This window comes from Mycobacterium sp. 050272 (assembly GCF_039023525.1).
GTDB lineage: Bacteria > Actinomycetota > Actinomycetes > Mycobacteriales > Mycobacteriaceae > Mycobacterium.
Window position 1 is genome coordinate 31,953 of sequence record NZ_JBCHKV010000023.1, and the last position, 13,514, is coordinate 45,466.

Genomic DNA, 13,514 nt, shown 5'->3' on the forward strand with positions numbered 1-13,514 from the left:
CGGGGCCCGCGGTCAGGCGTCCGGATGTGTCGGCAGCGAGAAGTGTTCCGGCGGGACGGCCGGGGCACTGGGGGCTTGTCCTGAAAGCTGTGTGGTGATCCCGTCGAGGACCTGGTTGACGTCGCCGGTGAGGCGGTTGTAGTTCAGCGTGCCATGCTGGAAATTCTGCGTGATCCGAAGCGGCTCTTGGATTTCGGCGCTGGTCGGCAAGCCGAGCGGGCCGCGCTCGTAACTCTGTGCGGCCCAGGCGTCATAGATCGCGCCGGTGACGGGTTGTGCTCCGGTCGCCGGCGACCAGTACATCGCGCCCCTGGCGAAGGTGGAGTAGCGGGCACCGCCTTCGGCGTTGTCCTCCGGCGACGTGGGCGAGCCCAGCACGCTGTTCATCCCGCCCAGCTCCAGCCAGTGCTGGTAGATCGCGCCGCCCTGCAGCGCCTTGATCAATTCCTCGGGCGGGTCGTTGAAATGAGATGCGATATCCCGGATTTCGTCCATCAGCGCATAGGCGGCGTTACCGGGGCAGTCGGTGTTGCCGACGTCGCGGTGGGTGAAGATGGTCGGCAGCGTCGCAACAGCGCCGGCCGGGTAGGTGGTGTAGTGGCTGCCCGCGGACTCCAATGTCACCGTTCCCTTGGGGTCCACGCCGTCCAACCCGAGGCGCCAGCCCAGCAGCCGGCCGACCGAGCGAAGCTGCAGCGGCGTCGGCGGCACGTCGTCGAAGTTGCCGATCATCGCGACACCCCAGGTGTTGCGGTTGAAGCCGCCGGTGTGGAAGCCCTCGACGGCCTTGGTGAGACCGCCGGCGCTGCCTTCGAACACCTGGCCGTACTTATCGACCAGCGCGTTGTAGGCGATGTCGCACCAGCCCAACGTCTTGCTGTGGTAGGTGTAAATGGCCTTGACGATGCCCGCCGATTCCAGCGGCGAGTAGTCGTTGCTGCCCGCGGTGTGATGGATGACGGCCGCGCGAATCCCGTTGTCGTACTGCGGACTACCGCAGCGCAGTGACTCGTCGGCGCCCCATTCCTCCCGGCTGATGATGGGCGGTGCCTGGCCGGGCATCACGACTCCGGCCGGCGGCGTCCACTGTGTCGTGACGGGCGCCTGCGGCGGGGAGATGAGGATCGCCGAGATGTTCTGCCCGAACGGCTGTTCCCGCGAGGCGGGGCGGTAGCCCAGATCGTTGACCGGTGCGGCGGCTGGGGCCGCTACGGTTGCCGCGGCGTCGAGCGGCCGGGTGACCGCGATCTGCACGGTCGTCGTGGTGCCGACGAACACCGGATCGGTGCTGCGGGGTCCCTCGGTCGGTCCCGGCGGTGGGGCCGATTCGCCGGCTGGTGGGCCGTTGTCCGGCGCCGCGGTCTCGTACTCGGTCTGGTACCAGGGCCCCCACGAACCGTCCGGGTGCTTAGCCCGCACCCGGGTGGAGGTGCCGGCCAGGTCGCCGGTGAGCGCGACCAGAGAAAACGGCGTCTCCTGGGTCACTTCGCGAACCGTGACGCCGCCACCGAGCCCGACCAGCGGCTGCTCGGCGAGCTTGGTGTCGTGGGTCGGCCGAGCGGCGGGCGGGGCGCCGTGGTCGCGGGTCAGGTCCGCGACCGCCGAGACCAGGACAACCGTCGCCGCGATGGCGGTAAGCAACATCGTGGGCGGACGGTGACGAGACAACACCAGCTGATGTTACGTGTGTTTCTGGTGTTATTAATGAGGCGACACGTTTTTCCGCGTGTCAAAATCGGTCCTCAACCTGTTCGACGGCACCGCAGAGGATTGGTAACTCTGCGGTGCCGTCAGGTGAGGGGACCCCCGAAGTTCTAGACGGGAGGCAACGCCGGCGGAAGGGCCGCAGCCGCGCCCGGCAGGGCGCCAACCGCACCCGGCAGCGCACCCGCGGCACCCGGCAGCGCACCCGCGGCACCCGGCAGAGCACCCGCGGCACCCGGCAGAGCGGCAGCCGCACCCGGCAGGGCACCAGCGGCACCCGGCAGGGCACCCGCGGCACCCGGCAGCGCACCTGCCGCGCCGCCCTGAGCCTGCATGATGGCCGGCATCACCAAGCCCTTGAGCAGGTCGATGGCCTGACCGGCGCCAAGCTGGTTGGCGGCTTGCATCACGTCGTTGACGAGGCCGCCACCGCCGCTGCTGCCGGTGCTGGCACCGCCGATCGGCGAGCCGCCACCCAGCGTCGAGGGGTCACCGAGGATCGGGTAAGTGCCGTCGGCACCCGGGTCCATCGGCGCGCTGATCGGCACCTCGCTGGGAGCGCCTAGGCCACCGGGAGTCAGTCCGGCCGGGCTGGTCAGCCCGGGGTTGGCCAGCGCCGGGTTCAGTCCGGCACCAGGCATCGTCGGCATACCGGGTGTGGTCGGCGTACCGGGCACACCGGGCGTCAGCGCACCGGGCGCGGCGCCGGGCGTCAGACCCGGGCTGGTGAGACCGGGGGTCAGGCCGGGGCTGGTCAACCCCGGACTAGTCAGGCCCGGACTAGTCAGACCCGGACTCGTCAGGCCGGGAGTGCCCAGGCCAGGGCTGGTGAGGCCCGGGCTGGTCAGACCGGTGGTCCCGAGGCCCGGAGTGCCCAGACCCGGGCTGGTCAGCCCAGTCGTCCCGAGGCCCGTCGTCCCGGTGCCGGCACCGCCCAGGGCGGGTATCGGCGGCAGGTTGACCCCGAACTGGGACAGACCCTGGGTCAGCGCGCCCACCAACTCGCCGGGCAGGTCCGTCATGACCGCGGCCTGCTTGAAGTCGTGGTGCTCGACCGGCTTACCGCTGGCGGTCGATTCGTAAACAAGGAAGTAAGCGCATGGACTCGCCACTGCCAGGGCGGCGACCGCGCTCATGGCTGTCGAGAGCTTGCGACGGCGTCGGTTCGGCACGGAAGTCTCCTCAATTCATCGGTTGTGTCGGAAGATCCCGCCGGTCCGTATCCGGTGGGAACCACACAGAGTCGATGGTACGAGTGGGAAAGCTGTTACTAGAGTGGTGATATTGAATCGTGAGGTATTTGCGACCCTGGGCGTTACGTGCGATTCGGGTCACTGCAAACCAGTCTTCACGTGCTCGAATCCCACCGCGCCAGCCTCGCCAACTGGGGTAGCCCCCGTGGGGTCGGATACCCTAAGCAACCGATGACCGCTCGTTTTGACCTCCTCGTCGTCGGATCCGGATTCTTCGGCCTCACCATCGCCGAACGTGTGGCCACCCAACTCGGAAAGCGTGTGCTCGTCGTCGAGAGACGTCCGCACATCGGTGGCAACGCCTACTCCGAAGCGGAGCCGCAGACAGGCATCGAGGTCCACAAGTACGGTGCCCACCTGTTCCACACCTCGAACAAGAGGGTGTGGGATTACGTGCGCCAGTTCACCGAATTCACCAACTACCAGCACCGGGTCTTCGCGATGCACAACGGGCAGGCCTACCAGTTCCCGATGGGGCTGGGGCTGGTGTCGCAGTTCTTCGGCAAGTACTTCACTCCCGAGCAGGCCCGGCAACTGATCGCCGAGCAGGCCGCCGAGATCGACACCGCCGATGCGCAGAACCTCGAGGAAAAGGCCATCTCGCTGATCGGTCGGCCGCTCTATGAGGCGTTCGTCAAGGGCTATACGGCCAAACAGTGGCAGACCGACCCGAGGGAACTGCCCGCGGCCAACATCACCCGGCTGCCGGTGCGCTACACCTTCGACAACCGCTACTTCAACGACACCTACGAGGGCCTGCCGCTGGGCGGTTACACCGCATGGCTGGAGAACATGGCCGCCGACGAACGCATCGAGGTCCGGTTGAACACCGACTGGTTCGACGTCCGCGACCAACTGCGTGCCGAGAGCCCCGATGCCCCGGTCGTCTACACCGGCCCGCTGGATCGCTACTTCGACTACGCCGAGGGGCGGCTCGGCTGGCGCACCCTGGACTTCGAGCTCGAGGTCTTACCCGTCGGCGACTTTCAGGGCACCCCGGTGATGAACTACAACGATCCCGACATCCCGTACACCCGCATCCACGAGTTCCGTCACTTCCACGTCGAGCGCGACTACCCGACCGACAAGACGGTCATCATGCGCGAGTACTCCCGGTTCGCCGCCGACGACGACGAGCCCTACTATCCGATTAATACCGAGGCCGACCGCGCCCTGTTGGCCGCCTACCGGGGGAGGGCGAAGTCCGAGACGGCCTCGTCGAAGGTACTTTTCGGCGGGCGGCTGGGCACCTATCAGTATCTGGATATGCACATGGCGATTGCCAGCGCACTGAACATGTACGACAACACCCTCGCGCCGCACCTGCGCGACGGAACCCCGTTGACCGAAGAGGAAGGCGCGCGCGAATGACCGCCGTGAGCTTGCTGTCCCGAATCATCCTGCCGCGTCCGGGGGAACCGCTCGATGTGCGCAAGCTGTACCTCGAGGAGTCGACCACCAACGCCCGGCGGGCGCACGCGACCAGCCGCACCTCGCTGGAGATCGGCAAGGAGTCCGAGGTCTCTTTCGCCACCTATTTCAACGCCTTCCCGGCGAGCTACTGGCGCCGCTGGTCCATCTGCACGTCGGTGGTGCTGCGGGTCGAGCTGACCGGAACCGGCCGCGTCGACGTGTACCGCACCAAGGCCACTGGGGTGCGGATCTCGGTGGAGGGCCGCCAATTCGTCGGGACCGATGAGCAGCCGGCCGTCGTCGAGATCGAGGTGCCGCTCAAGTCGTTCGAGGACGGCGGCTGGATCTGGTTCGACATCACCACCGACACCGCGGTCAACTTGGTCAGCGGCGGTTGGTATGCGACCCAACCCGCTCCGGGCACGGCCAACATCGCCGTGGGCATCCCGACCTTCAACCGACCCGCCGATTGCGTCAACGCGCTCGCCGATCTCACCGCAGACCCGTTGGTGGACAAGGTAATCGGCGCGGTGATCGTCCCGGACCAGGGCACCCGCAAGGTGCGCGACCACCCGGATTTCGCGGCGGCCGCCGCGGGTCTGGGCAGCCGGCTCTCGATCCACGACCAGCCCAACCTCGGCGGGTCCGGTGGCTATAGCCGGGTGATGTACGAGGCGCTGAAAAACACTGACTGCCAACAGATCCTGTTCATGGACGACGACATCCGCATAGAGCCGGACACGATCTTGCGGGTGCTGGCGATGAACCGCTTCGCCAAGACGCCGATGCTGATCGGCGGTCAGATGCTCAACCTGCAGGAGCCGTCGCACCTGCACATCATGGGCGAGGTGGTCAACCAGTCGAACTTCATGTGGACCGCCGCGCCGCACGCCGAGTACGACCACAACTTCGCCGAATTCCCGTTGAACGACCAGAACGATCGCAGCGCGCTGCTGCACCGGCGCATCGACGTCGACTTCAACGGGTGGTGGACGTGCATGATCCCGCGGCAGGTCGCCGAGGAGCTGGGCCAGCCGCTACCGCTGTTCATCAAATGGGACGACGCGGAGTACGGCTTACGCGCCGGCGAGCACGGCTACCCGACCGTCACGCTGCCCGGCGCCGCGATCTGGCACATGGCCTGGAGCGACAAGGACGACGCGATCGACTGGCAGGCCTACTTCCATCTGCGCAACCGCCTGGTCGTCGCGGCGCTGCACTGGGACGGCGAGGTCCGCGGCCTGGTGCGCAGTCACCTCAAGGCAACGTTGAAACATCTTGCCTGCCTTGAATATTCGACTGTCGTGATCCAGAACCGGGCCATCGACGACTTCCTCGCCGGCCCGGAGCACATCTTCTCGATCCTGGAATCGGGGTTGCCCGAAGTTCATCGGCTGCGCAAAGAGTATCCGGACGCGGTCGTGCTGCCGGCCGCCAGCGAACTGCCTGCGCCGCAGCACAAGACCAAGGCGATGAAGCCGCCGGTGAACCCGGTGTCGATCAGCTACCGGCTGGCCCGCGGGATTGTGCACAACCTCAAGACAGCCGACCCGGAAAGCCACCGGCGCCCGGAGTTCAACGTGCCGACCCAGGACGCGCGCTGGTTTCGGCTGTGCACCGTCGACGGTGTCACGGTCACCACGGCCGACGGCTGCGGTGTGGTCTACCGCCAGCGCGATCGGCGCAAGATGTTCACCCTGCTGCTGCAATCGCTGCGCCGCCAGCGCCAGCTGCTGAGCCGATTCGACGAGATGCGCCGGGTGTACCGCGACGCGCTGCCGGTGCTGTCCAGCAAGCAGAAGTGGGAAACCGTTCTGCTTTCGGAAACAAGCCATGCCTGAACCGGCGCCGCGCGGCGAAGTGGCCGCGATGGTAGCCGTTCAGTCGGCACTGGCTGACCGCCCCGGGGTGTTGGCCACGGCGCGCGGAATGTCGCACTTTGGGGAGCACAGCGCCGGGTGGTTGGTCGTCGAACTGCTAGGCGCCCTGTTGTGGGAGCGCCGCCGCCGGCAGTGGCTGGTAGCCGCGGCCGGCACGTTCGCCGCGCACGCCGCCGCGGTGCTGATCAAGCGGGTGGTGCGCCGCAAGCGTCCGCATCACCCGGCCGTCGCGGTCAATGTCGGTACGCCCAGCCAGCTGAGTTTCCCGTCCGCCCACGCCACTTCCACGACGACCGCGGCCATCCTGATGGGCCGGGCCACCGGACTGCCGCTGCCGGTGGTGCTGGTTCCGCCGATGGCGGTGTCGCGGATACTGCTGGGCGTGCACTATCCCAGCGACGTGGCTTTCGGCGTGGCGCTCGGCGCCGTGGTCGCTCGCCTTGCACTCTGGCTCGATAGAAAGTCGAGATAGGTGTGGCCGAAATGAGCGAAGCCGAAATGGGCGGAGAAGTGGTGACCGGACGACCTCCGGCCAACTTGATCACCGGGGTGATCAAGGCCATGCGCCCGCGCCAATGGGTGAAGAACGTACTGGTGGTGGCGGCGCCGGTGGCGGCGGCCGGCCGCGGCGTGCGGTACGACTATGCGGAGGTGGCGTCTAAGGTCGGCGTGGCGTTCGTGGTGTTCTGCCTGGCGGCCTCGGCGATCTACCTGATCAACGACGTCCGCGACGTCGAGGCAGACCGGGAGCACCCCACCAAGCGATTCCGGCCGATCGCCGCCGGCGTGGTACCCGAATGGCTGGCGTACACGCTGGCGGTGGTGCTCGGCGCGGCCTCACTGGGTATTTCCTGGTGGCTTACGCCGAACCTCGCGGTGGTGATGGGCATCTACCTCGCGATGCAGCTGGCCTACTGCTTCGGCCTGAAACACCAAGCGGTGATGGACATTTGCATCGTGTCGTCGGCGTATCTGCTGCGAGCCATCGCCGGCGGTGCGGCTACCGATATCCCGTTGTCGCAGTGGTTCTTGCTGACGGCGGCGTTCGCTTCGCTGTTCATGGTGGCGGGCAAGCGGTACGCGGAATTGCAGTTGGCCGAGCGAACCGGAGCGGCGATCCGCAAATCGCTGGAAAGCTACACCAGCACCTACCTGCGATTCGTCTGGACGCTGTCGGCGACGTCGGTGGTGTTGTGCTACGGGATGTGGGCGTTCGAGCGGGACCGTTATTCGGGTTCCTGGTTCGCGGTCTCGATGGTCCCGTTCACGATCGCGATCCTGCGTTATGCGGTCGACGTCGACGGCGGACTGGCCGGCGAGCCCGAAGACATTGCGCTGCGTGACCGGGTGTTGCAGTTGCTGTTCCTCGCGTGGATCGCAACAGTTGGTGCCGCCGTTGCCTTCGGCTAGCCCGGGTCTGGAGGCCATCAAGCGCTTCAACGGCACTGTGCTGCGCCGCCGGTCCGGGGCCGGCCGCGGACGCCGATCGCCGTTCCCCTACGACACCTCGGTTCGGGTGAGCCTGGGGGTGAGCGTGGCGGTGGTCGCCGTGCTGTTCGGCTGGGGAGCCTGGGAGCGACGCTGGATCGCCGATGACGGACTGATCGTGTTGCGCACGGTACGCAACCTGCTGGCCGGTAACGGTCCGGTTTTCAACCAGGGTGAGCGGGTCGAGGCGAACACCTCCACGGCGTGGACCTACCTGATGTACGTCGGAAGCTGGGTCGGCGGTCCGGTGCGGATGGAGTACGTCGCGCTGGCGCTGGCGCTGGTGCTGTCCGTGTCGGGCGTGGTGCTGCTGATGCTGGGCGCCGGTCGTCTCTACGCCCCCAGCCTGCGGGGACGCCGGGCGATCATGCTGCCCGCCGGGGCGCTGGTCTACATCGCGTTGCCCCCGGCGCGGGACTTCGCCACTTCAGGGCTGGAGAGCGGGCTGACGCTGGCCTACCTGGGATTGCTGTGGTGGATGATGGTCCGCTGGGCGCAGCCGTTGCGGAACCGGCCGGATAACGACGTGTTCCTCGGGGTGCTGGCCTTCGTCGCCGGGTTCAGCGTGCTGGTGCGTCCGGAGCTGGCGCTGATGGGCGGCCTGGCTCTGATCATGATGCTGATTTCGGCCCGGACCTGGCGCCGCCGGACGCTGATCGTCGTCGCCGGCGGGCTCCTTCCGGTGGCCTACCAGATCTTCCGGATGGGCTACTACGGCCTGCTGGTTCCCGGGACGGCACTGGCCAAGGACGCCGCTGGTGACAAGTGGTCCCAGGGCATGATCTACCTGTCGAATTTCAGCTCGCCCTACGCCGTGTGGCTGCCGGTGCTGCTGCTGGTGCCGCTGGGGCTACTGCTGGCGATGGTGCGGCGGCGGCCGTCGTTCTTGCGCCCGATGCTCGCGCCCAACTACGGCCGGGTGGCGAGGGCTGTGCAAAGCCCGCCGGCGGTGGTGGCCTTCGTCCTCGTGAGCGGGCTGCTGCAGGCCCTCTACTGGACGCGGCAGGGCGGCGATTTCATGCACGCGCGAGTGCTGCTGGCACCGCTATTTTGTTTGCTGGCCCCAGTCGCCGTGATCCCCGTGCTGATCCCCGACGGGCAGGACTATTCGCGCGAAACCGGCTACTGGCTGGCCGGTGCCGCCAGCATGCTGTGGCTGGGTATCGCGGGCTGGTCGCTATGGGCAGCAAACTCGCCGGGGATGGGTTACGACGCCACCCACGTCACCTACAGCGGCATCGTCGACGAGCGCCGCTTCTATGCCCAGGCGACCGGGCACGCGCACCCGCTGACCGCCGCCGATTACCTCGATTACCCGAGGATGGCGGCGGTGCTGGCGGCCCTGGACAACACCCCGGACGGGGCGCTGTTGCTGCCGTCCGGCAACTACATCCAGTGGGACATCGTTCCCCAGCTGCCGGCACCCCCGCCGGCCCCGGGAAGTCCCCCCGACAGCAAACCGCCGCAAAAGCCGCAACACGCAGTGTTTTTCACCAACCTGGGGATGCTGGGCATGAACGTCGGGCTCGACGTCCGGGTCATCGACCAGATCGGATTGGCGAACCCGCTCGCGCAACACACCCAGCGCCTGACGCACGGCCGGATCGGACACGACAAAAACCTGTTCCCGGACTGGGTGATCGCCGACGGCCCCTGGGTGAAGGTGTACCCGGGCATTCCTGGCTATCTGGACGCGAACTGGGTTGCCCAGGCGGTGGCGGCGCTGCAGTGCCCGGAGACCAAGGCGGTGCTGGCGTCGGTGCGCGCCCCGATGTCGCTGCACCGGTTCGTCTCAAACTTCTTGCACTCCTTCGAATTCACCGCCTACCGAATCGACCGGGTCCCGCTCTACGAACTCGCCAGGTGCGGCCTGCCGGTGCCCGAGCCGAGTCCGCCGCCGCCCCGCGAGTGAATATTGCGTGGACAAATCTCACAGATCGCGAACCCATCACAATTTCTCGGACCCGCACACGTACAGCAAATTCACATTTGCACCGTCACCAGTGGTCGCTCACCGTCGGGCACATGCGGAAATGCCGAATTCGGCCGTCCGATGCCGCGCGAAAACCCCACGAAATCGGCCTGGAATGACGGTTTGCCCAGCGTCCTCGATGAGAGCCCCTGGGGGTTCGTGTGGTTCACTAAGCCAGTACTGCCGCGCCCGTTGCGCATGCAGTGCGAACCAATCACCGACGCGCCCTGATGACGGATGCGCCGAAAAGATGAGGAAGCAAGAATGACGCTTGTTGACAGGTTTCGCGGCGCCGTGGCTCGGATGCCACGTCGGCTCGTGGTGGGTGCCGCGGGGGCGGCTCTACTCTCGGGTCTGATCGGCGTCGTGGGGGGCCCGGCCACTGCGGGGGCGTTCTCGCGCCCCGGTCTGCCGGTGGAGTACCTGCAGGTCCCGTCGGCCGCGATGGGCCGCGACATCAAGGTTCAGTTCCAGAGCGGTGGCGCCAACGCGCCGGCGCTGTACCTGCTGGACGGTATGCGCGCTCAGGACGACTTCAACGGCTGGGATATCAACACCCCCGCGTTCGAGTGGTACAACCAGTCCGGCATCGCGACCGTGATGCCCGTCGGTGGCCAGTCCAGCTTCTACTCCGACTGGTATGCGCCCGCCTGCGGTAAGGCCGGCTGCACCACCTACAAGTGGGAGACCTTCCTGACCAGCGAGTTGCCGCAGTACCTGTCGGCCAACAAGCAGGTCAAGCCGACCGGCAGCGCGGCCGTCGGTCTGTCGATGGCCGGTTCGTCGGCGCTGATCCTGGCGGCCTACCACCCCGACCAGTTCGTCTACGCCGGTTCGCTGTCGGCGCTGTTGGACCCGTCCCAGGGCATGGGGCCCACCCTGATCGGCCTGGCCATGGGTGACGCCGGCGGCTACAAGACCAAGGACATGTGGGGACCGTCCAGCGACCCGGCCTGGCAGCGCAATGACCCGTCGCTGCAGGTCGCCAAGCTGGTCAGCAACAACACCCGGATCTGGGTGTACTGCGGTAACGGCAAGCCGTCCGACCTCGGTGGCGACAACCTGCCCGCCAAGTTCCTGGAGGGCTTCGTGCGGACTTCCAACCTGAAGTTCCAGGAGGCCTACAACGCGGCCGGCGGTCACAACGCGGTCTGGAACTTCGACGCCAACGGCACCCACGACTGGCCCTACTGGGGCGCGCAGCTGCAGGCGATGAAGCCTGACCTGCAATCGGTTCTGGGCGCCACCCCGGGCGCCGGTCCGGCCACGGCCGCACCTGCAACCGCGCCGAGCCAGGGCACCTAAAGCCGGTAAAGCACGCGATTGACGGCGGGAACCTTCGGGTTCCCGCCGTTAGTCGTTGTGCGGTGTGACTTGTTTCACTACCCTGCGGGTCGGCTGCACTTCGGCCCTGGTTACTGTGCACACACAGCGACTACACGATGGAGGGCGGACATGGGTAGCGTGCGGGGTCTGGCGATGCTGCTGCGGGTGCTGTGCGTTGCCGCGCTGACACTCGGATTCGGCGGTCTGGCGGCGGGAATCACGGGCAAGGCCAAAGCGGCGCCTTACGAGACGCTGATGGTGCCGTCCGGCGCCATGGGCCGGGATATCCCGGTCGCCTTCCTCGGTGGTGGTCCGCACGCCGTGTATCTGCTGGACGCCTTCAACGCTGCGCCCGACGTCAGCAACTGGGTGACCGCGGGCAACGCGATGGGCACCCTGGCCGGCAAGGGGATCTCCGTGGTCGCACCCGCCGGCGGCGCCTGGAGTATGTACACCAACTGGGAGCAGGACGGCAGCAAGCAGTGGGACACCTTCCTGTCCTCCGAGCTACCCGACTGGCTGGCCGCCAACAAGGGCCTGGCACCCGGCGGCCACGCCGCCGTGGGCGCATCCCAGGGTGGGTATGCCGCGTTCGCACTGGCGGCCTTCCACCCCGACCGCTTTGGCTTCGCCGGCTCGCTGTCCGGATTCCTGTACCCGTCGAACACCACCACGAACGGTTCGATCCTGGCCGGCCTGCAGCAATTCGGCGGCGTGGACGGCAACGGCATGTGGGGCGCTCCGCAGCTGGGCCGGTGGAAGTGGCACGACCCCTACGTGCACGCCGCGCTACTGGCACAGAACAACACCCGGGTGTGGGTCTGGAGTCCGACCAACATGGGCGGCGATGCGCCCGCGATGATCGGGCAGGCCGGCGAGGCGATGGGTAACAGCCGCATGTTCTATCAGCAGTACCGCAGCGTCGGCGGTCACAACGGCCACTTCGACTTCCCGGGCGGCGGCGACAACGGCTGGGGCTCGTGGGCCGGGCAGCTGGGCGCCATGTCGGGCGACATCGTGGGAGCCATCCGCTAGCCACGCGGGCCCGCTGGCAGGACGGACGGCGCCGTGCGCCGAGCCGGTACCGTGTATTGAGCAGCAGAGGGCGGGGCGGCCGCTTGCCTGGTAACAAGCTGCGACCTACCGACTCTGCTAGCAGGAGAACATGACCTCGAATGCCCAGCGGCTGCGCAAGCGCCGCCGAATTCTCGCCTGGGTGGCCGCGCTGTCCATGGCCGGCGTCGTGCTGCTGGTCATCGTGGCCGTGGTGACGATGCTGCGCAGTACCGAAGCGCCGCCCAGCGCTGTCCCGCCGGGCATTCTGCCGCCTTCCTCGACGACGACACATCCGCACAAGCCGCGGCCGGCCTCCCAGGACGCCTCCTGCCCGGACGTGCAAATGATCATCGTTCCCGGCACCTGGGAGTCGTCGCCGACCGACGATCCGCTCAACCCGATGCAGTTCCCGAATGCGTTGTTGCACCCAGACACCCTGGCGATCGCCCAGCAGTTCCCGTCGTCGCGGTTGCAGACGTTCACCGTCCCCTATACGGCGCAATTCAACAATCCGCTGGGCGGCGTCAAGCAGATGTCGTACAACGACAGCCGGGCCGAAGGCACCCGCGCGACGATCCAAGCGCTGACCGATATGAACAACAAATGCCCGCTGACCAGCTACGTGCTGGTCGGCTTCTCGCAGGGCGCGGTGATCGCCGGTGATATCGCCAGCGATATCGGCAATGGGCGCGGACCCGTCGACGACGACCTGGTGTTGGGTGTGACGTTGATCGCCGACGGCCGTCGCCAGCAGGGGGTGGGCAACGACATCGGGCCGAACCCGCCGGGCCAGGGCGCGGAGGTCACCCTGCACGAGGTGCCGGTGCTGTCCGGGCTGGGTCTGACCATGACTGGCCCGCGGCCCGGTGGCTTCGGCGACCTCAACAGCAAGACCAACGAGATCTGCGCGGCCGGCGACCTGATCTGCGCGGCTCCGGACGAGGCGTTCAACGTCGCGAACCTGCCGAATACGCTCAACACGCTGGCCGGCGGGGCGGGCCAGCCGGTCCACGCGATGTACGCCACCCCCCAGTTCTGGAATCTGGACGGCGCCACCTCCACGGATTGGACATTGAACTGGGCGCGTAATCTCATCGCAAACGCGCCACACCCCAAGCACGGGTAGCCGCCCGGGTCGCCTTGCACATTGCCAAGACAGAGCCGGCGAGCTGGGCACGGGGACACAGCAGTTAGGTAGGCGGTGCCGAGGGCAATCGGCGGTACCTTGAGATTTGGTCTGCCGCGCGCTGCCGCCTAACATTAAGAGAAAACTAAGAGCGATAAGAGTTTGGTGGTTCCCGACCGGGTGAAGCTCGGCCGGACCGGCGCAAGTTTGCGCCGCGTACGAGGCCGGCCCGCGCGCAGAGAACATTGTCGGCAACGCCGACACCAGAACCGCCGGAGTAACTGACCGGCGAGTGT

10 protein-coding genes are annotated in these 13,514 nt (G+C 67.2%); 8 read left to right on the top strand and 2 right to left on the bottom strand.

Annotated elements, in window-relative coordinates:
• Positions 1-12: 12 nt before the first annotated feature.
• Both AAHS21_RS28690 and AAHS21_RS28695 read right to left on the bottom strand, forming a co-directional pair.
• A complete protein-coding gene (locus tag AAHS21_RS28690; protein ID WP_342930821.1) occupies positions 13-1,671 on the bottom strand; it encodes an LGFP repeat-containing protein in 1,659 nt (552 codons plus the stop codon).
• Between the two features lie 143 nt (positions 1,672-1,814).
• Positions 1,815-2,876, bottom strand: coding sequence for a PirG (locus AAHS21_RS28695; protein WP_342930822.1), 1,062 nt, complete (start codon positions 2,874-2,876; stop codon positions 1,815-1,817).
• A gap of 252 nt (positions 2,877-3,128) precedes the next feature.
• Here AAHS21_RS28695 and glf point away from each other — a divergent pair, with 252 nt between their 5' ends.
• The 8 genes from glf (at position 3,129) to AAHS21_RS28735 (ending at position 13,218) form a co-directional block, all read left to right on the top strand.
• On the top strand, positions 3,129-4,328 hold the full coding sequence (gene glf, locus AAHS21_RS28700) for a UDP-galactopyranose mutase (protein ID WP_342930823.1): 1,200 nt from the start codon (positions 3,129-3,131) through the stop codon (positions 4,326-4,328).
• On the top strand, positions 4,325-6,211 hold the full coding sequence (locus AAHS21_RS28705) for a glycosyltransferase (RefSeq protein ID WP_342930824.1): 1,887 nt from the start codon (positions 4,325-4,327) through the stop codon (positions 6,209-6,211). The genes glf and AAHS21_RS28705 overlap by 4 nt, the downstream gene beginning before the upstream one ends.
• Positions 6,204-6,722 carry a phosphatase PAP2 family protein gene (locus tag AAHS21_RS28710; protein WP_342930825.1) on the top strand — a complete coding sequence of 173 codons (519 nt, stop codon included), beginning with the start codon at positions 6,204-6,206 and terminating at the stop codon, positions 6,720-6,722. Before AAHS21_RS28705 ends, AAHS21_RS28710 begins: the two co-directional genes overlap by 8 nt.
• Before the next feature lie 26 nt (positions 6,723-6,748).
• Positions 6,749-7,660, top strand: coding sequence for a decaprenyl-phosphate phosphoribosyltransferase (locus AAHS21_RS28715; protein WP_342930856.1), 912 nt, complete (start codon positions 6,749-6,751; stop codon positions 7,658-7,660).
• Positions 7,635-9,650: a terminal beta-(1->2)-arabinofuranosyltransferase gene (gene aftB / locus AAHS21_RS28720; protein ID WP_342930826.1), complete on the top strand. Its 2,016-nt coding sequence runs from the start codon at positions 7,635-7,637 to the stop codon at positions 9,648-9,650. The genes AAHS21_RS28715 and aftB overlap by 26 nt, the downstream gene beginning before the upstream one ends.
• Before the next feature lie 324 nt (positions 9,651-9,974).
• A complete protein-coding gene (gene ag85A, locus AAHS21_RS28725; protein ID WP_342930827.1) occupies positions 9,975-11,015 on the top strand; it encodes a diacylglycerol acyltransferase/mycolyltransferase Ag85A in 1,041 nt (346 codons plus the stop codon).
• 159 nt (positions 11,016-11,174) lie between these two features.
• On the top strand, positions 11,175-12,071 hold the full coding sequence (locus AAHS21_RS28730; protein WP_096291445.1) for an alpha/beta hydrolase family protein: 897 nt from the start codon (positions 11,175-11,177) through the stop codon (positions 12,069-12,071).
• 130 nt (positions 12,072-12,201) lie between these two features.
• Entirely contained in the window at positions 12,202-13,218 is a 1,017-nt protein-coding gene (locus tag AAHS21_RS28735; RefSeq protein ID WP_342930828.1) for a cutinase family protein, read from the top strand.
• The last annotated feature ends 296 nt before the right edge of the window (positions 13,219-13,514 follow it).